Source organism: Hansschlegelia zhihuaiae (genome assembly GCF_004103825.1).
Classification (GTDB): domain Bacteria; phylum Pseudomonadota; class Alphaproteobacteria; order Rhizobiales; family Methylopilaceae; genus Methylopila; species Methylopila zhihuaiae.
Window position 1 is genome coordinate 23297 of record NZ_RYFI01000003.1, and the last position, 24045, is coordinate 47341.

General features: G+C 69.4%; 18 protein-coding genes and 2 tRNA genes. 9 read left to right on the plus strand and 11 right to left on the minus strand.

The genetic code is table 11. The annotated features are described in order from the left end of the window. The 9 genes from EK403_RS03985 to EK403_RS04025 all read right to left on the minus strand — a co-directional run. On the minus strand, positions 1–1456 hold a 1456-nt coding region (locus EK403_RS03985; protein ID WP_164919490.1), incomplete at its 3' end, for a PQQ-dependent sugar dehydrogenase. A gap of 85 nt (positions 1457–1541) precedes the next feature. Next, on the minus strand, positions 1542–2339 hold the full coding sequence (locus EK403_RS03990) for a tetratricopeptide repeat protein (RefSeq protein ID WP_128776219.1): 798 nt from the start codon (positions 2337–2339) through the stop codon (positions 1542–1544). Further along, positions 2326–4050 carry a dihydroxy-acid dehydratase gene (gene ilvD, locus EK403_RS03995; protein ID WP_128776220.1) on the minus strand — a complete coding sequence of 575 codons (1725 nt, stop codon included), beginning with the start codon at positions 4048–4050 and terminating at the stop codon, positions 2326–2328. Before ilvD ends, EK403_RS03990 begins: the two co-directional genes overlap by 14 nt. Before the next feature lie 499 nt (positions 4051–4549). Continuing rightward, complete coding sequence (locus EK403_RS04000) at positions 4550–5809, minus strand: glycosyltransferase (protein ID WP_128776221.1); 1260 nt, start codon at positions 5807–5809, stop codon at positions 4550–4552. A gap of 73 nt (positions 5810–5882) precedes the next feature. Next, on the minus strand, positions 5883–7484 hold the full coding sequence (locus tag EK403_RS04005; protein WP_128776222.1) for an OpgD/OpgG family glucan biosynthesis protein: 1602 nt from the start codon (positions 7482–7484) through the stop codon (positions 5883–5885). Positions 7485–7581: 97 nt separating this feature from the next. Further along, positions 7582–10284, minus strand: coding sequence for a valine--tRNA ligase (locus tag EK403_RS04010; protein WP_128776223.1), 2703 nt, complete (start codon positions 10282–10284; stop codon positions 7582–7584). A 218-nt stretch (positions 10285–10502) separates the two neighbouring features. Continuing rightward, the gene (locus EK403_RS04015) at positions 10503–11114 is read right to left on the minus strand and encodes a PopZ family protein (protein ID WP_128776224.1); all 612 of its coding nucleotides are present in this window, start codon (positions 11112–11114) and stop codon (positions 10503–10505) included. Between the two features lie 167 nt (positions 11115–11281). Further along, complete coding sequence (locus tag EK403_RS04020; RefSeq protein ID WP_128776225.1) at positions 11282–12766, minus strand: TolC family outer membrane protein; 1485 nt, start codon at positions 12764–12766, stop codon at positions 11282–11284. 179 nt (positions 12767–12945) lie between these two features. After that, on the minus strand, positions 12946–13596 hold the full coding sequence (locus tag EK403_RS04025; RefSeq protein ID WP_128776226.1) for a protein-L-isoaspartate O-methyltransferase family protein: 651 nt from the start codon (positions 13594–13596) through the stop codon (positions 12946–12948). Positions 13597–13783: 187 nt separating this feature from the next. Between EK403_RS04025 and EK403_RS04030 the strand changes: the two genes are divergently transcribed. Both EK403_RS04030 and EK403_RS04035 read left to right on the plus strand, forming a co-directional pair. Continuing rightward, positions 13784–13857, plus strand: a tRNA-Cys gene (locus EK403_RS04030). A gap of 205 nt (positions 13858–14062) precedes the next feature. Then, entirely contained in the window at positions 14063–14383 is a 321-nt protein-coding gene (locus tag EK403_RS04035) for a DUF167 domain-containing protein (protein WP_128776227.1), read from the plus strand. A 47-nt stretch (positions 14384–14430) separates the two neighbouring features. Here the strand turns inward: EK403_RS04035 and EK403_RS04040 are convergent, their stop codons facing one another. Then, positions 14431–15618: an MFS transporter gene (locus EK403_RS04040; RefSeq protein ID WP_128776228.1), complete on the minus strand. Its 1188-nt coding sequence runs from the start codon at positions 15616–15618 to the stop codon at positions 14431–14433. Between the two features lie 155 nt (positions 15619–15773). Between EK403_RS04040 and EK403_RS04045 the strand changes: the two genes are divergently transcribed. The 6 genes from EK403_RS04045 (at position 15774) to EK403_RS04070 (ending at position 21855) form a co-directional block, all read left to right on the plus strand. After that, positions 15774–15848 (plus strand) — tRNA-Asn (locus tag EK403_RS04045). Positions 15849–16018: 170 nt separating this feature from the next. Next, positions 16019–17488 (plus strand): cryptochrome/photolyase family protein, encoded by a 1470-nt coding sequence (locus EK403_RS04050; protein ID WP_128776229.1) that lies wholly within the window; start codon positions 16019–16021, stop codon positions 17486–17488. A 116-nt stretch (positions 17489–17604) separates the two neighbouring features. Then, a complete protein-coding gene (locus tag EK403_RS04055; protein ID WP_128776230.1) occupies positions 17605–18852 on the plus strand; it encodes an SAM-dependent methyltransferase in 1248 nt (415 codons plus the stop codon). A gap of 180 nt (positions 18853–19032) precedes the next feature. Continuing rightward, positions 19033–20070 carry a cysteine synthase A gene (locus EK403_RS04060; protein WP_128776231.1) on the plus strand — a complete coding sequence of 346 codons (1038 nt, stop codon included), beginning with the start codon at positions 19033–19035 and terminating at the stop codon, positions 20068–20070. Further along, positions 20067–20921 carry a 3-mercaptopyruvate sulfurtransferase gene (sseA, locus tag EK403_RS04065; RefSeq protein WP_128776232.1) on the plus strand — a complete coding sequence of 285 codons (855 nt, stop codon included), beginning with the start codon at positions 20067–20069 and terminating at the stop codon, positions 20919–20921. The genes EK403_RS04060 and sseA overlap by 4 nt, the downstream gene beginning before the upstream one ends. Positions 20922–21087: 166 nt before the next feature. Beyond that, positions 21088–21855, plus strand: a complete 768-nt coding sequence (locus EK403_RS04070; RefSeq protein WP_128776233.1) for an aspartyl/asparaginyl beta-hydroxylase domain-containing protein — start codon at positions 21088–21090, stop codon at positions 21853–21855. Between the two features lie 21 nt (positions 21856–21876). On the opposite strand, the gene EK403_RS04075 is transcribed toward EK403_RS04070, so the two are convergent. Next, positions 21877–22263: a thioredoxin family protein gene (locus EK403_RS04075; RefSeq protein ID WP_128776234.1), complete on the minus strand. Its 387-nt coding sequence runs from the start codon at positions 22261–22263 to the stop codon at positions 21877–21879. A gap of 189 nt (positions 22264–22452) precedes the next feature. Between EK403_RS04075 and EK403_RS04080 the strand changes: the two genes are divergently transcribed. Beyond that, positions 22453–23970 carry a malonate--CoA ligase gene (locus EK403_RS04080; protein WP_128776235.1) on the plus strand — a complete coding sequence of 506 codons (1518 nt, stop codon included), beginning with the start codon at positions 22453–22455 and terminating at the stop codon, positions 23968–23970. Positions 23971–24045 lie beyond the last annotated feature (75 nt).

The following is a 24045-nucleotide window of genomic DNA, read 5'->3' on the forward strand; positions in this document are numbered from 1 at the left end:
CGATCGTGAAGGGCGGCTCGTTCGCGACCCGGTCCTCCTTACCGTCGATCTCGAACCTGACGCTCCCGACCGGGCCGTCGGGAGACGCGACGACGTCGAGGCGCGACGTCCTGAGCTTCGCCGGATCGAGCGTCGCGCCGTCGACCAGCGGATAGATCGGCCGGTCGCGCTCCGCATCGACCAGCATGAGCCCGCCGAGAGACGGCCGCCCGTCGTCCCTGCCCTTCTGCCGCACCCGCCAGACGCGGTCGCCGACGTCATCCGAGACCAGCAGCGAACCCTCCCGCGCCATGATCACGCAGACCGGGCGGCCGTTCGCGGTCAGGTCGTTGCGGTCGGAGAGGAAGCCCGTGAGGAAGGGCTGCGCAGGACCGGCGACGTTGCCGTTCGGGTCGAAAGGCACGAAGGCGACCCGGTAGCCCGCGGCCCTGGAGCGGTTCCACGAGCCGTGCTGGGCGATGAACAGCCCGTTGCGGTAGCGCTCGGGAAAGGCGCTCCCCGTATAGAAGGCGAGGCCGAGCGTCGCCGTGTGGGCGCCGACCGCCAGGTCCGGAACGAGCGACTTTTTTGCGAGGTCCGGCCGCTCGCCGGCCTTCCGTGGGTCCGGATAGTCGCCGAAATAATAATAGGGCCAGCCGTAGAACCCGCCCCGCTTCAGGCTCGTGACGAAGTCCGGCACGAGGTCGTCGCCCAGCCTGTCGCGCTCATTGACCGCGGCCCAGAGCTTACCCGTGACCGGGTTCCAGTCGAGCCCGTTCGGGTTGCGGAGGCCGCTCGCGAAGACGCGGCTCTTACGCGTCGCAATATCGAATTCGAGGACGGCGGCGCGGCGCGGGTCCTTCTCGTCCAGCCGCTCCTCGTCGACATTGGTCGACGAGCCGACCGTCACGTAGAGCCGGCGCCTGTCCCGGCTCGGGAAGACGTTGCGGGTGTAGTGATTGTTGTAGCCGTCGGCCGGCAGGTCGAGGACCTTTTCGCCGCTGCGCGGGTCGACCGAGGTCGCGCCCCGGCGATAGGGATAGCGCCACACGCCGTCGGTCGCGGCCACGTAGAGATCGCGCCCGAGAAGCGCCATGCCGAAGGGCTGGTTCAGCGTGCCCGCCTCGTTGGTGAGGAAGACCTCCTTCGTCTCCGCCAGGCCGTCGCCGTCCTGGTCGCGCAGCAGCATGACCCGGCCCACGCCCGGCTCGTTGCTGCGGGCCTCGCTCGCCAGCACGTCGCCGTTCGGCAGCTCGAGCAGCCAGCGGGGATGGTCGAGCCCATCGGCGAACAGCGTCACCTCGAACGGCCCGTCGGCCTTCGGCGTCCGGCCGTCCGGCCAGGGGACCTTCTCGGAGAAATTGCTGACCGAACGGGTCGCGAAGGGCGCGGGAAGGGGCGGCTGGGGCGGATCGGCGCGCGCGGGCGCTGCGGCGGCGGACGCCAAGAGCAGGGCGGAGGCGAGGAACCGTCTCATGGAGCGTCCGTCTCGGCGCGGTCAGGCGCCTTCCCGGAGGAGTATATGGGAGGCCCCGGCGGCTTCCACCGCCGGGCCGTCATACTCAGTCCCGGTCCTTGTTCCAGGCCGAGACGTAGTCGTCGGCCTTGGCCTGCACCTCTGCGGAAGCGTTTGCCCTCGCCTCGTCGTAGAGGTCGCGGATCCATTTGTCGCCGGAGCCCGCCGCCGCGTTGGCGAGGGTCAGCCACATCAGCCCGCGGGCCGACTGTTTCGGCACCTCGATGCCGTTGAACAGCATGTGGCCGAGCACGGCCTGGGCCTCGCGCTGGCCCTTATTGGCCGCGAGCCCGAGCCAGCGGGCGGCCTGTCGGGCGTCCTTGTTGCTCGGTCCGTCCAGATACATGCGGGCGAGATTGTATTGGGCGTCCGGGTCGCCGAAATAGGAGGCGGCGTAGGAGAACATCTCCCTGGCGCGCGCCTGGTCGGCCCGGATCGGGCTGCCCGCGATCCCGTCGAGATAGTAGTTGCCGAGCGCCACGAAGGCGTTGGCGACGAAACGCGACTGCACCGTGTCGGGCGAGTCGTCGGCATGGGCGTTCGCGACTTGGCTGAAGTAGTCGAACGCCTTGACGTCGTCCTTCTCGACGCCGTCGCCTTCGGCGTACATCCGGCCGAGCTTCCACTGCGCCATGGCGTGGCCGCGCTTGGCGGCGTCGAGCAGCGAGGTGACGGCCGTCGCCTTGTCGCCCGCCATATAGGCGCGGGCGCCGGTCTGGAACGCCTGGAACGGCGAGGGCTGCTCCTTCTTGGTCGAGCCCTCGAAGGCGCAGGCGGCGGTCGCGGCCGCGAAGGCCGCGAAGCCCGCCAGCGCGAACGCCGCTATGGGGTTACACATCCGCATAGGCGCGCCGTTCGGACTTCGCCCCGGGATGGGTGACGGCGCCCTGACGGGCCGGTCCCACCCCTTGCGCATATTTCCAGAGAGCCCCCGAGCCGAAGCCATGGTCGCGGGGCGTCCAGGCCTGGCGGCGGGCGTCGAGCTCCTCGTCCGAGAGCTCGACCTCGATGGTCCCGGCGACCGCGTCGATCGCGATGACGTCGCCGTCCTTGAGCAGGCCGATCGGACCGCCGACCGCGGCCTCCGGCCCGACATGGCCGATGCAGAAGCCGCGCGTCGCGCCCGAGAACCGGCCGTCGGTGATGAGCGCGACCTTGTCGCCCATCCCCTGGCCGTAGAGCGCCGCGGTGGTCGCCAGCATCTCGCGCATGCCGGGGCCGCCTCGCGGCCCCTCATAGCGGATGACCAGGACCTCGCCTTCCTTGTAGTCGCGCCTGGAGACCGCCTCGAAGCACGCCTCCTCATTGTCGAAGCAGCGGGCCGGGCCACGGAACTGCTGATTCTTCAGCCCCGCGACCTTCACGATCGCGCCGTCCGGCGCGAGATTGCCCTTGAGCCCGACGACGCCGCCGGTCAACGTCAGCGGCTTGTCCGCAGGCAGCACGACGTCCTGATGCGGGTTCCAGCGCACCGACTGGAGGTTCTCGGCGATCGTGCGGCCCGTGACGGTGACGCAGTCGCCATGCAGATAGCCGTGGTCGAGCAGCGTCTTCATGAGCAGCGGCACGCCGCCGACCTCGAACAGGTCCTTGGCGACGTAGCGGCCGCCGGGCTTCAGGTCCGCGACATAGGGCGTGCGCCGGAAGATCTCGGCGACGTCGAACAGGTCGAACTCGATGCCGGCCTCGTGGGCCATGGCGGGCAGATGGAGCGCAGCGTTGGTCGAGCCGCCCGAGGCCGCCACCACAGTCGCGGCGTTCTCAAGCGCTTTGCGGGTGACGATGTCGCGTGGCCGGAGGTTCCGGGCGATGAGCTCCATCACCTTCTCGCCCGCCGTCATGCAGAACCTGTCGCGGATCTCGTAGGGCGCGGGCGCGCCGGCCGAATAGGGCAGCGCGAGGCCGATCGCCTCGGACACCGTCGCCATGGTGTTGGCGGTGAACTGCGCGCCACAGGCCCCGGCCGAGGGGCACGCGACCTGCTCGATCTCGTCGAGGTCCTCGTCGGACATCTGGCCGACCGAGTGCTTCCCGACCGCCTCGAACATGTCCTGCACGGTGACCTGCTGACCGCGGAACGTGCCGGGCAGGATCGAGCCGCCATAGATGAAGATCGACGGCACGTTGAGGCGGATCATCGCCATCATCATGCCGGGCAGCGACTTGTCGCAGCCCGCGAGGCCGACCAGCGCGTCGTAGCAATGGCCGCGCATGGTCAGCTCGACGCTGTCGGCGATCACCTCGCGGGAGGCGAGCGAGGACTTCATGCCCTCGTGGCCCATCGCGATGCCGTCCGTCACCGTGATGGTGCAGAACTCGCGCGGCGTGCCGTTGGCCGCCGCGACGCCCTTCTTCACCGCCTGCGCCTGGCGCATCAGCGAGATGTTGCAGGGAGCGGCCTCGTTCCAGCAGGACGCGACGCCGACCAGCGGCTGGTGGATCTGGGACTTGGTCAGCCCCATCGCGTAGAGATAGGAGCGGTGCGGCGCGCGGGCCGGCCCCTCCGTGACGTGCCGGCTCGGCAATTTCGACTTATCGATCGATCTGGCGTCCATTTCCGATACGCACCCCTCGGAGGCGAACAGCCTCCTGCGACGCTCCCAACGGGGCGCTCCGGAAGCTGCGGCTGCGACCTCCCCCGAGGCCGCCGCGGCGACGCCTGAACGCACTCGTTCCTGCTGATTTAGGAACGCCCCGGCCCCCCGACCGGCATTAACTAAGATCGCGTAGTCTTTCAGCAGGTTACAGACGTTCTAGCCTCTCCTTTGTGGCGCAATGGCGGCGAATTGACCCGTTTGGGTGAGGAGCCCCGTGACCGTCACGCGCTGTTGCGCCGGCGCCACTGGTCTGGACCGACCAAGCGCGTCGAGAGGGACTGCAGGGATGTGCTGCGTGCTTCGAGACACGTCCCTTCGGGCCGCTCCTCAGCATGAGGAATATATGTGCTTTGGCATCCTCCCCCGCTCCTCATGCTGAGGAGCCCGCCGTCGGCGGGCGTCTCGAAGCACGCAGAGCCGTCGGCCCTCAAGCGCCGTTTTGATGCGGCCGGCCGGATCAGGCCGGCTGGGGCGCGGGCCTGGCGCGGGCGGCGCCGAGCAGGCCGTCGAAGATCGCCATCTGGCGCGGCAGGCAGACCCGGCCGAGGTCGTAATTGGCCACCGCAAATTCGCGGGCGGCGCGGCGGATTGCGCCGAGGCTCTCCCGTTCGGCGAGGGTCTGGACGACAAGCTCCGAAAGACCGTCGACGTCGAAGAAGTCGAACAGCCGGCCCGTCACCCCGTCCTCGATAACCTCGCGCACCGGCGGCGTGCCCGACGCGACGATCAGGCATTCGGCCGCCATCGCCTCGAGCAGCGACCAGGACAGCACGAAGGGATAGGTCAGGTAGACGTGGGCCGACGAGACCTGCAGCATCGAGATGAAGTCGGATTTCGGGATCTGGCCGAGGAAATGCACGCGGCTCATGTCGAGCCGGTCCTTCACCTCGTTGAGATAGATCTCCTTCCAGCTCTGGCCGTCCGGCGCCTTCCGGCCGTACGACACCCCGTCGCCGCCGACGATCAGCACATGCGCTTCGGGCCGCCGCTTCAGGATCTCGGGCAGCGCCCGCATGAAGACGTGGTAGCCGCGATAGGGCTCGAGCTGGCGGTTGACGAAGGTGATGACCTCGTCGCGCGGCCGCAGGACGAGCTTGGTCCCCGGCACCTCGAAGCGGGCGTTCGGCTTGGGCGCGGCCGCGACGGTGTCGATCCCGTCATGCACCACCTTGATGCGATCCCACAGGAATTCGGGGTGCTGGCGCTTCTGCCATTCGGTCGGCGACAGGCCGAGGTCTGAGGCTGCGAGCGCGGTCAGCATCCCGGCGTTCTTGGCGCGGACGCGAAGCGCCGTCCGCAGTCCGGCTTCGGGAAACTCCGGGTCGAAGCCGACGTCGGAGCCCTTCGCGTTGTAGAAGAACTCGCAGAAGGTCACGTGCTTGGCGTTGGGAAACAGGTCGCGCGCGAACAGCGTCTCGCCCCAGCCCGAATGGCCGACCACGAGCGCCGGGTCGCAGCCCGTCTCCTTCTTCAGCCGCTGCATCGCGCCGGCCGCGAGTTCGCCGCGGATGACGTCGCTGTTGAAGCGCTCGGTGAGCGGATGGCCGGCCTTCGGCAGGTTCTCGGGGATGCGGTAGGCCGCGAGCGCGACCTTGGGCCGGACCTTGGCCGTCGGACCTCCGACCGCGAGGACCCGCACGCCCGGGCGGCGCGCGAAGGCCTGGCTCACATGGACGAACTGGCCGGGGAAGTTGTTGTGAATGAAGAGAACGTCCAACGCGGCCCTCGCCCGGCTTCTCACTCAGCGGCGGGCCAAGATCGATGGACGCCGGGCGGTTGTCAAAGCGCCCTCACCCCTCGCGCTTCCACGGAAACACCCAGGTCTCGGTCAGCGTCCTGCCGCCGGCCTTCAGCACCGCGCGAAGCTGGGCCTCGGCGCCGGGCTGGTCGAGCGCGTGGTCGACGAACAGGCGGAAGCCGCCGATCTCGGGATTGGGCACCACATAGGCCGCGTCGATCCGGCCGGCGGTGGCGCCGGTCTCGGTGACGACGCGCTTCGGCTCGCCGAGCCAGTAGTCGAGCTCGCCGCCCGCGAAATCGACGATGAAGCGCCGGACATGGGCGGGTCCGGGATTGGGGTCGCCCGAGGCGCGGGCCTCGGTCACGAAAGTGTGGATCGCCCTCGCCTTCGGGGTCAGCCGCTCGGCGAGCTTCAGCGAGCGGATGAGATAGGAGTAGCGCAGCGTTTCGCCGGCCTTCGGCGCGGCGTCGGGACGCCAGAAGGCCACGACGTTGTCGAAGGTCTCGTTGTCGGTCGGGATCTCCACGAGCTGGACGCCGCCGGCGCCCCAATCGCCCTGCCGCTCGATCCAGTAGCTCGGCCTGAGGTCATAGCGGACCTCGAGGTCCTGATAGTGCTCGAACAGCCGGTCGCGCTGCAGCAGGCCGAAGGCCTGGACGGCGGGCTCCGGAAAGGCGCTGCGCTTCAGCGCCGGCGGGTTGACGAGCGGCCGCCAGGTCCATTCGCCCGAACTGGTCTTGATCAGCAGGCCGTCGGAATCGTGCACCTCGGGGCGGAAGCCGCGGTAATTTGCGCGGTCGTTCTCGCCGTAGAAGAACATCGAGGTGAGCGGCGCGACGCCGAGCGCGGGGATGTCGACGCGCGGGAACAGCGTCGAGCCGACCGCGACACTGGTCTCGTCGCCCGGCGTGATCACCATCCGGTAGGCGCCGGTGAGCGACGGCCCGTCGAGCAGGGCGTGGACGACGATCTCGGCGGCGTCCGCCGCCGGCTCCTCGATCCAGAGCTCGCGGAAGTCCGGGAACTCCTCCGGCTGGTCGCCGCCGGTGCCGACCGAGATCCCGCGCGCCGAGATGCCGTAATGCTGGCCCTGGCTGAGAAAGCGAAAATAGCTCGCGCCGAGATAGACCGCGAGCTCGTCCATCACGGTCGGCTTGTTGAGCGGATAGAGCAGCCGGATGCCCGCGAAGCCGAAATCGACCGGCAGCCGGCCCTCGAGCTTGGTCTCACCGAAGTCGAACAGCGAGGCGTCATAGGGGATCGGCGCCGGCACGCCCTCGCGCACAAGATTCACGACGACCGGCGTCTTGTAGAGGAAGCCGCGGTGGAACAGCTCCATCCGGAAGCCGCTCTTCGAACCGCCGAAGAACGCCTTGTCGCGCTTGAAGCGAATCGCGCGGAAGGCGTCGAAGGAGAGCTGGTCGAGGGCGGGCGGCAGCGGCTGCCGGGCGGCGTCGTGGGGCTGCAGCGACAGCTGGCGGGCGCGCTCGATCACCACGCCGTGGTCGAACACCTTGCGGCCTTCGCGGGCAGGGTCGGCGGCCGGCGGCGCATCGGGCTTCGGCCCGTCCTGCGCCTGGACAAGCGACGGCGCCAGCGCGCCTCCGGCGCCGGTCCCGATCAGCGCCACGGCGTCTCGGCGAGTAAGCATCTTTACGGTGAAACTCCGACTGGCCCTCTGCGACGAAGGTAGCGCGCCGGGCGGCGGATGCGATGGGACACGTGGTCCGGCGCGCCGACGCCCGGTCTCAGCCGAGCTGCCTTAGCGCCGCGTCGACCTTCGCGAGCCGCGACTCATAGGCCGCGCGCTTCTCCCGCTCGCCCTCGACGACCTCCTCGGGCGCGCGCGCCACGAAGCTCTCGTTCGACAGCTTACCGTCGATGCGGCGGATCTCGCCCACAGTCTTGTCGCGCTCGCGCGACAGCCGCTCCCTCTCGGCCGCGATGTCGACCACGCCTTCGAGCGGCACGGCGACAACCTGGCCGCGCACGATAAGCTGGATCGCGCCCCTGGGCGGATGGTCGGCGAAGGAGACGTCCGGCACGCGGGCGATGCGGGCGAGCGTCGGGGCGGCGCGCGCGGCGCGTGCGCGCAGCGCAGCGTCCTCGGTCACGACCACGAGCGGCAGGCTGGCCGCGACCGGCACGCCCATCTCGGCGCGCGCCGAGCGCAGCTCGGTGACGAGGTCGACCAGCCAGCCGATCTCGCTCTCGGCGTCGGGGTCGCCGAGACCTTCGAGGGCCGGCCAGGACGACAGGATGAGAAGCTCGTCGCGCCCCCCCTCGCCCGCCCGCGCGGCCCACAGCTCCTCGGTGACGAAGGGCATGAACGGGTGCAGCAGCTTGGCCGAGACGTCGAGGACGAAAGCGAGCGTCGCGCGGGTCTCCTCGGCCTCGGCGGGATCGCCCTCCCCCTGAAGCACGGGTTTCGCCAGCTCGACATACCAGTCGCAGACGACGTTCCAGACGAAGCGGTAGACGGCGGCGGCGGCGTCGTTGAAGCGGTACGCTTCGAGCGCCGTCGTGGTCTCGGCCGCGGCCTTGGCGGCCTCGCCCAGGATCCAGCGGTTGAGCGTCGCCTTGGCGGACTTCGGATCGAATCCGGCGACCGGCGTCGCGCCGTTCATTTCGGCGAAGCGCGAGGCGTTCCAAAGCTTGGTCGCGAAGTTGCGGTAGCCCTCGACGCGCGCGGTCGCGAGCTTGATGTCGCGGCCCTGCGCGGCCATCGCCGCGAGCGTGAAGCGCAACGCGTCGGCGCCGTACTGGTCGACGAGGTCGATCGGGTCGATGACGTTGCCCTTCGACTTCGACATCTTGGCGCCCTTCTCGTCGCGGACGAGGGCGTGGATGTAGACGTCGGCGAAGGGAACCTCCTTCGTCACATAAAGACCCATCATCATCATCCTGGCGACCCAGAAGAAAATGATGTCGAAGCCGGTGATCAGCACGGAGGTCGGATAATATCTGGCGAGCTCGGGCGTCTCGTCCGGCCAGCCCATGGTCGAGAACGGCCAGAGCGCGGACGAGAACCAGGTGTCAAGCACGTCCTCGTCGCGGGTCAGCGCCGTCGGCGCGCCGTAATGACGCTCGGCGGCGGCGCGTGCTTCCGCCTCGCTCTCCTCGACGAAGATCTCGCCGTCCGGCCCGAACCATGCCGGGATCTGGTGGCCCCACCAGAGCTGGCGCGACACGCACCAGGGCTGGATGTTCTCCATCCAGTCGAAGTAGGTCTTGGACCAGTTCTGCGGCGTGAACTTGGTGCGGCCGTCGCGCACCGCGGCCATCGCCTCGACCGCGAGCGTCTTGGCGTCGACATACCACTGGTCGGTCAGGAACGGCTCGATCACGACGCCCGAGCGGTCGCCATGCGGCACCTGGTGGAGATGCGGCTCGGCCTCCAGCATCAGGCCGCGCTCCTCGAGCAGCGCCAGCACCTGCTTGCGGGCCTCCGCGCGGTCGATCCCGTCCATCTCAAGAACGAGGTCGAGATCGGACGACGCCGGCACGCCGTCGAGGAAGGCCTCGTTGCCGACGACGGCAAGCGTCCCTTCAGGGCTCAGCACGTTGATCAGCGGCAGGCCGTGCCGCTTGCCAACCTCGAAATCGTTGAAGTCGTGGGCCGGCGTGATCTTGACCGCGCCCGTGCCCTTCTCGGGATCGGAATATTCGTCAGCGACGATCGGGATGCGCCGACCGACCAGCGGCAGGATGACGTGCCTGCCGACGAGATGGCGATAGCGCTCGTCTTCCGGATGAACCGCCACGCCCGCGTCGCCGAGCATCGTCTCGGGCCGCGTGGTGGCGACCACGATCGACTCGTCGGAGCCCTCGATCGGGTAGCGAAGATGCCAGAGATGTCCCTTGGTCTCGACCGACTGCACCTCGATGTCCGAGATCGCGGTCTGCAGCTTCGGGTCCCAGTTCACCAGCCGCTTGTCGCGGTAGATCAGCCCGTCGCGATGCAGCCGGACGAACAGCTTCACCACGGCGCGCGACAGCCCCTCGTCCATGGTGAAGCGCTCGCGCGACCAGTCGGCGGAGGCGCCGAGACGCTTGAGCTGCGAGAAGATGCGGCCGCCCGACTCGGCCTTCCACTCCCAGACGCGTTCGACGAATTTCTCGCGGCCCATGTCGCGGCGGCCAGGCTCCTGGCGCTCCATCAGCTGGCGCTCGACGACCATCTGCGTCGCGATGCCGGCATGGTCCATGCCGGGCTGCCACAGCACGTCGCGGCCGCGCATGCGCTCGAAGCGCGCGAGCACGTCCTGCAGCGTGTTGTTGAGCGCGTGCCCCATATGGAGCGAGCCGGTGACGTTCGGCGGCGGGATGACGATCGAGAACGGCTTCGCGCCGGGCTTTGCGCCCGCGCCCGCGCGAAACGCTCCCGCCTCGTCCCAGCGGGCCGCGATCCGGGCCTCGATGTCGGCCGGCGAATAGGTCTTGTCGAGCATGGGCGTTCAGGCTGTCCGGGCGGCGAGACGCCAGCCTCTCAGGCGTCAGGGCCGCCCATCAAGCGAAGCGCGCCGCGGGCGTCAAGGGCGGGACATAAGCGTCATCCCGGCCGAGCGTAAGCGAGAGCCGGGATCGTCCGCAGATTCTAGCGCTGGTTCGGCGGCGATCCCGGCTCGGCGGCCGCCGCCCCATCAGAGATGACGGTTCTATGAAGGCTTCAGCGGCCGCCGCGCGCGACCCGCTCAATCTCCTGACGCACCAGCCGCTCGACCAGCGGCGGCAGGTTGTCGTCGAGCCAGGCGCGCAGCATCGGGCGCAGCATCTCGCGCACGATGTCGTCGAGCGTGCGGGCGTTGCCGGCGAGAATCGTGTGCGCGAGGTTCCCGAAGGCGTTCTGCACCGCCTCGTCGGCGTTGGGCGAGAGCAGCCGGTCCGCCGCGACCGGCAGTGAGGAGGCGAAGGACGGCGCGGCCTGCTGCGGCGGCGGAGGGGGCGGCGGCGGCGCGGCCCTGAGAGGCTCGGGCTGAGGCGCCGGGGCCTCGACCACCTCGTCGGTCAGTTCGAGCACGTCGAGGTCGTCCTCGATGCCTACGGCCTCTTTCGGCTCGGGAGCCGGCTGCGGGGCGGCGTCCATCGCCGCGAACATCGCGTCGATGTCGTCCTGACCGAGGTCCTGGGCGGGCTCCGGCGCCGGTTCCGGCGCAGGCTTCGCGGCGGCGCCTTTGGCGCTCCCCTTGGCTGCGGCTGGATCGTCGTCGGAGATGATTCGGCGGATCGACGCCAAGATCTCCTCCATGGTGGGTTCTTGAGCCTTGGCCGTGGCGCTCATCCGCTCCCCGCGCTTTTTCCGAGGACCGCCGCAAGCGCGAACCCGTCGGTCGGGCTCACGAATCGCTCGAGGACGCCGGCCCCTCGTGGCGGGGAGTATTGCACCGGAACGCCATGGGACAAGCGCGGCGCCGCGATCTCCCACAGACGCTTGAGGTCAGAAACCGCTCAGCGGCCGTCCGGCGTGCGCAGGCCGATCCATTTGTCGCGGACCTGCTCGTAATGCACGTTGGCGTCGTAGCGCGCGACGCCGAGGCCGAGCTTCTCGGCCGTGAGCCAGCCGACGGCGGAGAGCAGCGCGAAGGACGCCACCACCCGGTCGCGCTGAGCAACGATCAGCGTCTGGCGCGAATCGAGCACCGCCTGCTGGGCGTTCAGCACGTCGAGCGTGGTGCGCTGGCCAACCTTGGCCTCTTCGCGAACGCCGTTGAGCGCCACCTGGTTGGCCTCGATCTGGGCCTGAGCGGAGGCGATCTGCGCCGTCGCCGCCTGCACGTTGCCCCAGGCCGAAACGACCGCCTGACGCACCTGGTCGCGCGAGATGTCGGCCTCGAGCCTGCGCTGGCCCGCGGTCTCCTTGGCCTGCCGGACGCGCGAATATTCCGAGCCGCCCTGATAGATCGGGATCGTGAGCCGGCCGACGATCGAGCTGGAGGTGGTGCGCCCTTCCTGCTGGACGCTGTCGTCCCAGCGCCGCTGGAACGCCGCTTCGAGCCCGACCTGCGGATAGAGATCCGCCTCGAACACGCGGATCTGCAGGGTCGCTGCGTCGACGCCGTGGAACGCCGCGAGGATCGCCGGGTGCTGGGCCTGGCTGAGATTGATGGCGGCGCCGAGATTCTTCGGCAGCAGCCGGTCGATCGAGCGGGCGGCGCGCGGCCGGCCGATGTCCATGCCCACCACCTGGCGATAGGTGGCGCGGCTGGTGTTGAGCGTCGCTTCCGCCTCGCTGACCTCGGTGTTCGCGCCTTCGACCGCGGCCTCGGCCTGGGCGGTGTCGGTGCGCGTCACCTCGCCGACCTGGAAGCGCTCGCGCGCGGCGCGGAGCTCCTCCTTCAGCACCTCGACGTTGTTCTTGCGCACGTCGAGGATCGCGTAGTCGCGCAGCACGTCCATATAGGCCTGGGCGGCGTCGAACAGCACGTTCTGCTCGGTGTTGCGGAGCTGCTCGCGGGCGCCGAGGATGTTGGACTCCGCCGAGCGGACCGAGTTGTAGGTGCGAAACCCGTCGAACAGGGTCTGCTGCGCGCTGACGCCGACGCCGCGGGGGTGGACCGTGCCCGAGCCCGTGCTGCCGCCGACGCCCTGGAGGAGCTGGGCGATCTGCCCCTGCTGGACGGGATTGAATCCGCTGAGGTCGGCTTGGGCCCCTCCGCTCTGCTTCAACTTGGTCGACTGCTTCAGCGCTCCGATGTCGGCAGTCGCCGAGATGACCGGCCGGTAGCCCGACAGCGCCTGCGGAACCTGTTCGTCGATCGCCCTGACGGAGGCGCGCTGGGAGTTCAGCGTAGGGTTGGCCGAATATGCCCGCGCAAGCGACTGTTCGAGCGACTGGGCGCGTGCGGACGCCAGCGGCGTCAAGGCCGACGTGAACCCTATCGCAGCGGCGACAAGCGCCCGTCCCCCGCGACGAAAATATACGCTCGTCGGCATGAAATCTTCACCGGATTCCCGTCGCCGCTCGGGAGACCCCGGTACGGCGCGGCGTGACGCGACCCCGCGACACGCTAGCCCCGCCGGCGTTCCGGGGGAACGGGCCGAGGCCCCGTTCGTCAAAAGTCATAGCCAGTGGGGCAAAGCGGCCACAGGCGCGAAAACGTGATCCGCGCCGATCAGAACGCGAAGGCCTCGGCGCGCTCGAAGCCCGGAAGCGCCGGGCCGTAGGCGTCGAAATAGCTCGCGGCGGAGAGGCCTGCCCCGGCCTTGCGGAACACCGTCGCCTTGGTGGCGCGCCCGACGCCCGCCGGCGCGACGATGCGGCCTTCTGGGGCGAGCTGGCCTGCGAGCTTGCCGAGCCCGTCCGCCACGGCGCCGTCGCAGAAGATCAGGTCGAAGGGCGCCTGCGCCGGCGCTCCCTCGGCGAGCGGCCCCTCGACGATCTCGATCCCCGGCCGGCCGGCGAGGCGCTCCCGCGCCGCCGCTGCGAGGCCGGAATCCTGCTCGAGCCCGACCACATGGCCGGCGAGCTCGCGGAACAGCGCGACCACGTAGCCATAGCCGCAGCCGACCACGAGGACGCGCTCATGCTCGCGCGCGCCGGCGAGCTGGACGAGCCGCGCGAGCGTCATCGGCTCGAGCGTCGCGCGCCCGGCCGGCCCGAGCGGCACGCGCGCGTCGAGATAGGCGAGGCCGCGGCGCGCCTCCGGCACGAACTCCTCGCGCGGCACGGCGAGGAAGGCCGACAGCACGCGATGGTCGGTCACGTCGGCGGTGCGGATCTGGCCGTCCACCATGCCGAGCCTCAGCCGCGCGAAATCCGTCATCTCGTCCACCCTGGCGCAGGCGGAAAGCCGCCCTCGGGGCGAGTTGTGCGCGACGGGCGGCGCGCTGGCAAGCCGGCCGCGGCGTCGTCATCGGGATGTTGCGGGCCGTCGGAGCGCGGGCTATGGAGAGCCGCCAATTCCGCATCTTCGACAACGTGACGGCTTCGGCCTGAAGCGCGTCGCACGGGGCCACGTGGCGGAGTGGTTACGCAGAGGACTGCAAATCCTTGTATCCCGGTTCGATTCCGGGCGTGGCCTCCAGCTTTTCTTCTCAGCTGCTTAGCGCCAGTTCTTCCAACGAAAATTGCGCTGATAGAAGCTCACAGAGCCCGCTCTAGATGCCTTGCTGAGAGAATGAATAAGTGAAGCCGGGAAAATCGCCGCGGACCCGTCGCGCCTCGCGAAAGCGCCGGCTTGTGCGCCTGCATCGTGGATAGCGGCCAAGGGCAAGGCCGAGGAAAATGGTTTGAGCGCGGGCCGTCCATACTGCCTTGTTCCGGATGGCGTCCGCCTGGCGGTGAAACTCACCCCTCGCTCAAGCAGGACCGTCCGCGGCGGCATTGCGAACCTCGCCGAGGGACGGGCTGCGCTGCAGATCAAGGTGACCGCCCCTCCGGTGGACGGCGAGGCCAACAAGGCGGTGATAGCGTTTCTGGCGCGAGAACTGCGGCTTCGGCCGTCAGACATCTCGATTGAGTCCGGACAGTCGGCCCGCTGGAAGATGATCCATCTAAGCGGAGATGGACCGGAGCTGATCGCTCGCGTGGAGGCGTGGATAGCGGATTAGGCCGCGCCTTGGGCGCCCACGGCGGCGGCCACGACCAGCGAACCCCCTCACTCGGCCGGCGCCGTCCGCACGCGGCCGAGGCTCCAGACGACGAGCGCCGCGCCGAAGATCGCCGCCCCGAATGCGCTTGCGGCCGCGAAGACCGTCGCGAATCCGCCGATGCCATGCAGCGCCGCGATGAGCGGCGCGGCGAAGCCGGCGGCCGTGAAGCCGAGGAAATATCGGACCCCGAACACCTTGGCCTGCAGATGCGGCGGGGCGTAGCGCGCGACCATGGCGTCGTTCACCACGACCTGGCCGTAGATCGCCGCCATGGCGAGCGCGAGGCCGAGCAGCATCGGCGCGCCGGTCGCGGCCGCCGCGAGGCCGAGGCCCAGCGGCTGCAGGACCGACAGGCCCACGAAGATCTGCGGCAGGCTGAAGCGGTCGACCAGTCGTCCGACGAGAAGCTGGGTCAGCGCGCCGAACACGAAGATCGCGGTGGCGAGCGAGCCCACCAGCGCGAGCGGGACGGCGAGCCCGAGCCGCTCGTCGATCGCCTTGGGCGCGCCGATCGTCGTGATGTTGAAGGTGAGGCCGCCGGCCGCGATCGCGACCGCGAACACCGCGAGCATGACCCCCGGCCGCGCCAGCGTCGCGGCGGCCGCCGACGCCTTCTTGGCCGAAGCCGTGGCGTCGCGCTCCGACGGCACGAGCAGCAGGAACGCGACGCCGACGGCGAGGCAGACGAGGCCCGGCGCGACGAAGGCGACGCGCCAGCCGGCCTGGGCCGCGATCAGCGCCGTGACGCCCGAGGCCGCAGCCGCGCCCATGTTGCCCCACACGCCGTTCCAGCCGAGCGCGCGGCCGAGACGCGTGGCGTTCGCGACCAGCATCGCCGAGCCGATCGGATGGTAGATCGCGGAGAACACGCCAAGCACGAGCAGCCACAGCGCGAAGGCGAGCGGCGTCGCGGCGGTCGAGACGCCGAGGCAGGCCGCGCCGCAGCCGAGAAAGAAGATTGCGAGCAGATTGCGCCGTCCGACCCGGTCGGCGATCCAGCCGAAAGGCAGCGAGAACAGCCCGAAAGCGACGAACGCGCTGGTCGAGAGCCCGATCAGCGCGCCATAGTCCAGCGCCTGCTCGCGCGCGATGGCGATCACCGCCGTCGGATAGATCAGCAGCACGAAATGGTCGAGCGCGTGGGCGGCGTTGACGAACAGGATCGCGCGTCGTGAGGCGGGTTGGTCGGTCATGGCGCTTCCGGGACAACGGCGCAGGAAGCGTTAGCGCATCGCGGCGCTGTTGTCCGCGGGAACGCGCAGATACCCCGCGACGCGGCTTGGCATGCGGAAGCGGCATCTGCTATACGCCCGCGGATCGGGCGTCGCGCGCCGTCGCGCCTCCCCGTTCCTCGGTAGCTCAGCGGTAGAGCCCTCGACTGTTAATCGAGTTGTCGCAGGTTCGAATCCTGCCCGAGGAGCCAGTTTCGAAGGGCCGGTCCGGCGACGGACCGGCCCTTTTCGCGCGCGCCTCTAATGGTCGCTGAAACCGTCCGCGCGTCGCGCCCGTTCTTGCGGGTGAGCCCCCAATTCTCCGGGCGGCCCATCCACCCGCGTCGCGGCGCCTGTCTCGAAGTTCGCATCCCGAAGCCCGATGACATCCAGCACCGCACGCCCCTCCGGCGTCCTTCTCTGGTTCCGCGAAGACCTCCGGCTGGCCGACAATCCGGCGCTGAACGCCGCCGTCTCGTCCGGCGAGCCCGTCACGGCGCTTTACGTGCTCGACGAGGAGACCCGCGGCCCGCGCCGGCTGGGCGGCGCGTCGCGCTGGTGGCTCGCGCAATCGCTCAGGAGCCTGAAGGCGGACTGCGACCGGGTCGGGCTGCAGCTCGCGATTCGGGTCGGAAAGTCGCGGGACGTCGTGACGAAGGCCGTCGAGGAAGCGGGCGTCGGCCGCGTGGCGTGGAACCGGCGCTACGCCGAGGCCGAGACGAAGATCGACGCGGAGCTGAAGGACAGGCTGCGCAAGGACGGGCTGGAGGTCGAGAGCTTCAACGGCCGCCTGCTGCACGAGCCATGGGAGGTCAGGTCGAAATCCGGCGGCGCGCTGAAGGTCTTTTCACCGTTCTGGCGCGCCGCGACGGCGCGTGGCGAGCCGCGCGCGCCCTTGCCGAAGCCAACGAAGGCCAAACTCAAGGCCGGGAAGGCGCTGAATGGAAACAGCATCGACGAGCTTGGCCTCGAACCGACGAAGCCTGACTGGGCGGACGGGCTCCGCGAAACCTGGGAGCCCGGCGAGGCCGGCGCGCGCAAGGCGCTCACGACTTTCATCGACGAGGGGCTCAAGGGCTACGCCGAAAACCGCGACCGCCCGGACCTTCCCGCGACCTCGCGCATGTCGCCGCATTTGCGATTCGGGGAGGTCAGCCCGCACCAGCTCTGGCACGCGGTCGAGCAGGCCCGGAGCGAAGGCTCGGCGAGCGCGAGGGACGTCGAAAAGTTCCGCGCGGAGCTCGGCTGGCGGGAGTTCTCCTACCACCTGCTGCACCACTTCCCCGAGCTCGCGACGAAGAACTTGCAGGAGCGGTTCGACGATTTCCCGTGGCCGACGCCCGACCCTGCCCACCGGCGGGCCTGGCGGAAGGGCCTCACCGGCTATCCCATCGTCGACGCCGGCATGCGCCAGCTCTGGACCACCGGCTGGATCCACAACCGGGTCCGCATGATCGTCGCCTCCTTCCTGATCAAGGACCTGCTGATCGACTGGCGGGACGGCGAGGACTGGTTCTGGGACACGCTGGTCGACGCCGATCCCGCCAACAACGCCGCGAGCTGGCAGTGGATCGCGGGATCCGGCGCGGACGCCGCGCCTTACTTCCGCGTCTTCAATCCCTCGCTGCAGGGCGCGAAGTTCGATCCGGACGGGACTTACGTCCGCGCCTTCGTGCCGGAGCTCGAAAAGCTCTCCGCGCGCTGGATTCACGCGCCCTGGGAGGCGTCGAGAGAGGCGCTGGAGGAGGCCGGAATCGAGCTCGGGAAGGACTACCCGAAGCCGATCGTCGACCACCGCGCGGCGCGCGACCGGGCGCTCGCGGCGTTCGAGACGTTGAAGGCGAAGGGCTGACTGACGGGACGTGAGGCGGCCGGGCGGCGTCGAAGAACGCCGCTCGGCGCTCGCTATCAGGCCTGGCGCCCACCGCAGACCTCGACATCGGCCCGTGTCGACGCAAAAATGTCGACATGAGCGCGATCGACCTGCCTCATGCCGCGCAGCCCGTAACGACCGACACCGTGGCGGCCGTCACGAGCGGTTTGCCGCTGGAAGTCCGGATCGCTCTCCAGATCGCCTCCCGCCTCGCCGCCGGCCAGCTCATCGTCATTCTCCCGGACGACCGCAGGCTGCTGTTCCGCGGCTCCGAGCCCGGACCCGAGGCGACGTTCATCGTGAACGATCACCGGTTCGCCCGCCGCATCCTGACTGACGGCGACATCGGGGTCGCCGAAGGCTATCTGCGCGGCGAGTGGACGACCCCCGACCTGCCCGGCTTTCTCGAGCTGTTCTGCGCCAACGCCGACCACGTCAACGCCTACCTGATGGGCAAGCCGCTGTTCCGGGCCTGGCAGAACGCCCGGCACTGGCTGCGCCGCAACACCAGGTCGGGCGCCAAGCGCAACATCGAGGCCCATTACGACCTCGGCAACGCCTTCTACGAGCAGTGGCTCGACCCTTCGATGACCTATTCGGCCGCGCTGTTCGAGGGCGACGCCGCGCGGAGCCTCGAGGCCGCACAGGCCAGAAAGTACGAGGCCCTCGCCCAGGCGACGGGCATGCGCGAGGGCGAGCACGTGCTCGAAATCGGCAGCGGCTGGGGCGGCTTCGCGGCCTTCGCGGCGAGCCGGATCGGCTGCCGCGTCACCGGCCTGACGATCAGCCCGGCCCAGCTCGACTTCGCGCGCCGGCGGATCTTCGAACAGGGCCTCGCGGACAGGGTCTCGTTCAAGCTGCAGGACTATCGCGACGAGCGCGGCGCCTATGACCGGATCGTCTCGATCGAGATGTTCGAGGCGGTGGGCGAGACATGGTGGCCGGCCTATTTCGGCCAGCTGCGCGACCGCCTGAAGCCAGCCGGGAGCGCGGGCGTGCAGGTCATCACCATCCAGGACCGCTTCTTCGAGGCCTATCGGCGCGATATCGACTTTATCCAGAGCTACATCTTCCCGGGCGGCATGCTGCCCTCGCCCGGCGCGCTGAGGCGGCTCGCCGACGCATCGGGCCTGATCACCGCGGCCGAACGGATCTTCGGGCTCGATTACGCCGCCACGCTTTCGGAATGGCGCAGGCGCTTCCTCGGCGCATGGCCGTCCATCCAGCCACTCGGCTTCGACGAGCGCTTCCGAAGGCTCTGGGAATACTACCTCGCCTATTGCGAGGCGGGGTTCCGGTCCGGCAACATCGACGTCCGCCAGATCGTGTATGCGCGCGAATGACCACGGCGCAGAAAGGCGGCCACGGATTTCTTGCGCGCAGATCATGCGTCGCCCGCGTGTTCATCCCGGAAATTCCGTCTGCCGGACGGGATTTCGTCAGGCCCCCGCTTCCCACGGCGCAGGCGTGTTCCTAAGTTGCCGGCCCATCGCCTCGCGGCCCTCCAGACCGGGACCTTCTCCATGCGCATCCGCAGCGGCCTCGTCGACGCCATCGGCCGCACGCCGCTCATCCGCCTGGTCCGCGCGTCGGAGGCGACCGGCTGCGAGATCCTCGGCAAGGCCGAGTTCATGAATCCCGGCCAGTCCGTGAAGGACCGCGCGGCGCTCTTCATCATCGAGGACGCGGTGCGGCGCGGCGCGCTGAAGCCCGGCGGCGTGATCGTCGAGGGCACGGCGGGCAACACCGGCATCGGGCTCGCGCTGGTCGCGAACGCGCTCGGCTATCGCACCGTGATCGTGATCCCCGACACCCAGTCGGACGAGAAGAAGACGATGCTGCGGCTCGCCGGCGCGGAGCTCGTCGAGGTGCCGGCCGTGCCTTACAAGGACCCGAACAACTATGTGAAGGTCTCGGGCCGGATCGCCGAGGAGCTGGCGAAGACTGAAGCCGCCGGCGCGGTCTGGGCCAACCAGTTCGACAATGTCGCGAACCGCCAGGCCCATGTGGAGACCACCGGCCCCGAGATCTGGAACGACCTCGACGGCAAGGTCGACGGCTTCGTGTCCGCCGTCGGCACCGGCGGCACGCTCGCGGGCGTTGCGATGGCGCTGAAGGAGCGCTCCGCCGACGTCAAGATCGCGCTCGCCGATCCGCCCGGCGCCGCGCTCTACAGCTATTACACGACCGGCGAGCTGAAGTCGGAAGGCTCCTCGATCACCGAGGGCATCGGACAGGGCCGGATCACCGCCAATCTCGAAGGGCTCGAGGTCGACCACGCCTACCAGATCCCGGACGCCGTGGCCGTGCAGGTCGTGTTCGACCTGCTGGAGCATGAAGGTCTGTGCCTCGGCGGATCGTCGGGCGTGAACGTCGCCGGCGCGATCCGCCTCGCGCGCGACCTCGGGCCCGGCAAGACCATCGTGACGATCCTGTGCGACTACGGCACGCGCTACCAGTCCAAGCTGTTCGACCCCGCCTTCCTGCGCTCCAAGAACCTGCCCGTCCCGGCCTGGCTCGAGCGCAAGGGCGCGGTCGACCTCGCGAGGGTGATGCAGTGACCAACCCCTCTCTCGTCTCGACCGACTGGCTCGCCGACCGGCTCGGCGACGAGACCGTCGTGCCGGTCGACGGCTCCTGGCACCTGCCCGACGCGAAGCGCGACGGCGAGGCCGAATATCTCGAGCGCCACATCCCGGGCGCCGTGTTCTTCGACATCAACGCGGTCGCCGACACGTCCTCCGGCCTGCCCCACATGCTGCCCTCCCCCGAGCTGTTCTCCGACGCCGTGGGCAAGCTCGGAATCGGCGACGGCATGACGGTCGTGGCCTATGACGGCGCCGGCCTGTTCTCCGCGGCGCGGGTGTGGTGGACGTTCCGGGCGATGGGCGTCGGACAGGTCTTCGTCCTCGACGGCGGCTTCCCCAGATGGCTCGCCGAAGGCCGGCCGACCGAGAGCGGCCCGTCGGCGCGCCCGCGAAAGAGCTTTACGGCCCGCGTCGACGTCGGCGCCGCCAAGTCCGCGGACGACGTCGCGGCGACGCTCGCGAACGGCTCGGCGCAGGTGCTCGACGCCCGCCCGGCCGCCCGCTTCCGCGGAGAGGCGCCGGAGCCGCGGCCGGGCCTCGCCTCCGGGCACATTCCCGGTTCGCTCAACCTGCCTTCCGGCGCGATCGTCGGTCCGGACGGGCGGCTGGCCGAGGAGGAGGAGTTGCGGCGCGCCTTTGAGGCCGCCGGCGTCGACCTCTCGAAACCGGTCGTCACGACCTGCGGCTCGGGCGTCACGGCCTCGATCCTGGCGCTCGCGCTCGAAAGCGTGGGCGGCAAGCTGGACGGCGTCTATGACGGATCCTGGGCCGAATGGGGCGCGGGCGGCCGCCCCGTCGCGACGGGACCGGCGACGAAGTCCTGAGGGCCGGGCGACGTCCGAGCCCATCGCCCGCGACTTGCGGACGCGCCGTTAAGCGTCTGCATGGAAACACGTATGTGCCCACGCGTGCGTTGATATAATTTTGTGTGGAAGTTCCATACGCGCCGCCATGATTCGGTCATGCGGCGCATGTGCGGGGCAGGCGCACATGGCCGGGATCGCGACCACAAACCTCAAGCCCGCGAAGCCGAAGCGCGGCTTCGTCTACCGGACGGGCAAGAAGCTCCGTCCCTGGTTCGACGGCGTCCTGGCGCGCTCGTCGGCGGTCGGGAACCCGCCGATCTTCGACGCCGCGACGTTTCTCTGGACGGCCGATCTCGAAGCCAATTGGGAGGCGATCCGCGCGGAAGCCTTCAAGGTGCTCGAGAGCGAGGAGATACCGATCCTCCCCGACATCTCGCCGGACCATGGTCGTCTCGGCGCCGACCGCAAGTGGAAGTCGTTCTTCCTGTTCGGCTACGGCTACAAGGTCGAGGCCAATTGCGAGAAATGCCCGGTGACGGCGGCGCTGGTCTCGAAAACGCCGGGGCTCAACAGCGCGTTCTTCTCGATCCTCGCGCCGGGCGCGCGCATCCCGCGGCACCGCGGCGTGACCAAGAGCCTGATCACCTGCCATCTGGGCATCGCGGTGCCAAAGGACTGGAAGAGCGTGCGCATGGCCGTGCACGACCAGACGGCGCATTGGCGCGAAGGCAAATGCCTCGTCTTCGACGACACCTATTTCCACGAGGTCTGGAACGAGACGGACGAGACCCGCGTGGTGCTGCTTGTCCAGTTCGAGCGCCCGATGCGCCAGCCCGGCCGTGCGATCGGCCGCGCCTTCATGCGCGCGGTGCGCAGCAGCCCGTTCGTGCAGGAGGCGCGCAGGAATTTCCTGGCCTGGCAAGGCGCGCAGAACGAGATCGACCGGCACTGAGGGGCCGGCCGCCCCAGTCGCTCACAGCGCCGATCTGATCAGCGCCTCGATCCGCTCCTCGGCGGTGTCGCCGGTGGAGCGCGCCGCCTCCCCGCCGTTCCTGAACATGATGATGGTCGAGCGGTCCGGCGCGCTGATCTCGCGCATGAAGGCCTTCTCCGTGTCGTAGTCGACCGCGAACGCCCTGACGCCCGCGAAGTCCCTTTGCGAGAGCAGCTTCGCCAGGATCGGCTTCTGGGCCCGGCAGGTCGGGCACCAGCTTGCGTCGATGTGGACGAGAACCGGCCCGCCGGCCTCGAGCGCGGCGCGGAAGTTCGCCGTGCCGAAGGGCGAATAGCCTGCCGATGCTGGCGCGGAGAGCGAGGCGATCCCCGCGGCGAGCAGCAGCGTCATGCGGCGTGAGATCATCGGAGTCCCTCCTTCCGGCCTGTCGTGACAGATACGCCTTGGAACGTGGATCGGCTCTACGGCTCAAACGACCAACTCCGCGGATCGCCGCCGCTCCCTATGCGCTGGATGCGGCGCTCGTTATCTTCCTGCCCCATAACAACGTCGGCGTCGCCTTGGGGCGGCGGAGCCGAATATGGGAGCGCCCGCTTGAGCAACTGGCTGATCGCCGCGATCCGGAGCGGAGCGACCGACGCAGCGCCGTTCCTCGAAACCTCCGACGGCCGGCGCTGGACCTATGGCGAATTCTTCAGCCGCGCCGGCGGACTCGCGCGGGCCCTGGTCGGGCTCGGCCTGACGCCCGGCGACCGCGTCGCCGCTCAGGTCGACAAAAGTCCCGAGGCGCTCCTGCTCTACATCGCGACCGTGCAGGCCGGCGGTGTGTTCCTGCCGCTGAATGTCGGCTACACGCCGGCCGAGATCGACTATTTCGTCGGCGACGCGGAGCCCGCGCTGCTGGTGGTCTCGCTGGCGGCCGAGGCCGCGCTCCGCCCCGTCGTCGAGCGCCACGGCGCGCGGATCGAGACGCTCGACGACAAGGGCGGCGGCTCGCTGATGTCGCTCGCCGCGGACGCCGGCGAAGCGCCCTTCGACGACGTCGCGCGCGGCGCCGACGATCTCGCGGCCATCCTCTACACCTCCGGCACCACGGGGCGCTCCAAGGGCGCCATGCTCACCCACGACAACCTGTTGTCGAATGCGCGCGCATTGAAGGAGTGCTGGCGCTATTCGAGCGCCGACCGGCTGATCCACGCGCTGCCGATCTTCCACACCCATGGCCTGTTCGTCGCGACCAATGTGACGCTGGTCTCCGGCGCCTCGATGATCTTCCAGCCGCGCTTCGACCCGGCCGAAGTGATGCGCGCGATGCCGTCGGCCACCGTGCTGATGGGCGTGCCGACCTTCTATGTCCGGCTCGTCCAGCACGACGGCCTCACCCGCGAGGCGACCGCGCATATGCGGCTCTTCGTGTCGGGCTCCGCGCCGCTGCTGGCCGAGACCCATCGCGCCTTTTCGGAGAAGACCGGCCACGCGATCCTCGAGCGCTACGGCATGACCGAGACCAACATGATCACCTCGAACCCCTACGAGGGCGACCGCATTCCGGGCGCGGTCGGCTTTCCGCTGCCGGGCGTCGAGCTTCGGATCGCCGACGCCGAGACCGGCGCCGCGCTGGCTCAAGGCGAAGTCGGCATGATCGAGGTGCGGGGGCCGAACGTCTTCAAGGGCTATTGGCGGATGCCGGAGAAGACCAAGGCCGAATTCCGCGCCGACGGGTTCTTCGTCACTGGCGACCTCGGCCGGATCGACGAGCGCGGCTATGTCTGGATCGTCGGCCGCGGCAAGGACCTCGTGATCTCTGGCGGCTACAACGTCTATCCGAAGGAGGTCGAGGAAGAGATCGACCTGCTTCCGGGCGTCGCGGAGAGCGCGGTGATCGGCGTGCCGCATCCGGATTTCGGCGAGGGCGTCACGGCCGTGGTCGTGCCCGACGGCTCAGCCAGGATCGACGAGGCGGCGGTGCTCGCGGCGCTCAAGGACAGGCTCGCCCGCTTCAAGCAGCCGAAGCGCGTGATCCTGGTCGACGAGCTGCCGCGCAACGCCATGGGCAAGGTCCAGAAGGCGGCGCTGCGCGAAACCTATTCGGACCTTTACGCGGAGCGGTGAGGCCAGAGCGTCATTGCCGGGCTTGACCCGGCAATCCATCCCCTTGGCGAAGAGATGGGCGCCTGGATCAAGTCC

Coding starts and splice junctions, on each gene's coding strand:
- EK403_RS03990 (WP_128776219.1), bottom strand. CDS start 2,339: ATGCGGATGTGTAACCCCATAGCGGCGTTCGCGCTGGCGGGCTTCGCG.
- ilvD (WP_128776220.1), bottom strand. CDS start 4,050: ATGGACGCCAGATCGATCGATAAGTCGAAATTGCCGAGCCGGCACGTC.
- EK403_RS04005 (WP_128776222.1), bottom strand. CDS start 7,484: ATGCTTACTCGCCGAGACGCCGTGGCGCTGATCGGGACCGGCGCCGGA.
- EK403_RS04010 (WP_128776223.1), bottom strand. CDS start 10,284: ATGCTCGACAAGACCTATTCGCCGGCCGACATCGAGGCCCGGATCGCG.
- EK403_RS04015 (WP_128776224.1), bottom strand. CDS start 11,114: ATGAGCGCCACGGCCAAGGCTCAAGAACCCACCATGGAGGAGATCTTG.
- EK403_RS04020 (WP_128776225.1), bottom strand. CDS start 12,766: ATGCCGACGAGCGTATATTTTCGTCGCGGGGGACGGGCGCTTGTCGCC.
- EK403_RS04025 (WP_128776226.1), bottom strand. CDS start 13,596: ATGACGGATTTCGCGCGGCTGAGGCTCGGCATGGTGGACGGCCAGATC.
- EK403_RS04040 (WP_128776228.1), bottom strand. CDS start 15,618: ATGACCGACCAACCCGCCTCACGACGCGCGATCCTGTTCGTCAACGCC.
- EK403_RS04050 (WP_128776229.1), top strand. CDS start 16,019: ATGACATCCAGCACCGCACGCCCCTCCGGCGTCCTTCTCTGGTTCCGC.
- EK403_RS04055 (WP_128776230.1), top strand. CDS start 17,605: ATGAGCGCGATCGACCTGCCTCATGCCGCGCAGCCCGTAACGACCGAC.
- EK403_RS04060 (WP_128776231.1), top strand. CDS start 19,033: ATGCGCATCCGCAGCGGCCTCGTCGACGCCATCGGCCGCACGCCGCTC.
- EK403_RS04070 (WP_128776233.1), top strand. CDS start 21,088: ATGGCCGGGATCGCGACCACAAACCTCAAGCCCGCGAAGCCGAAGCGC.
- EK403_RS04075 (WP_128776234.1), bottom strand. CDS start 22,263: ATGATCTCACGCCGCATGACGCTGCTGCTCGCCGCGGGGATCGCCTCG.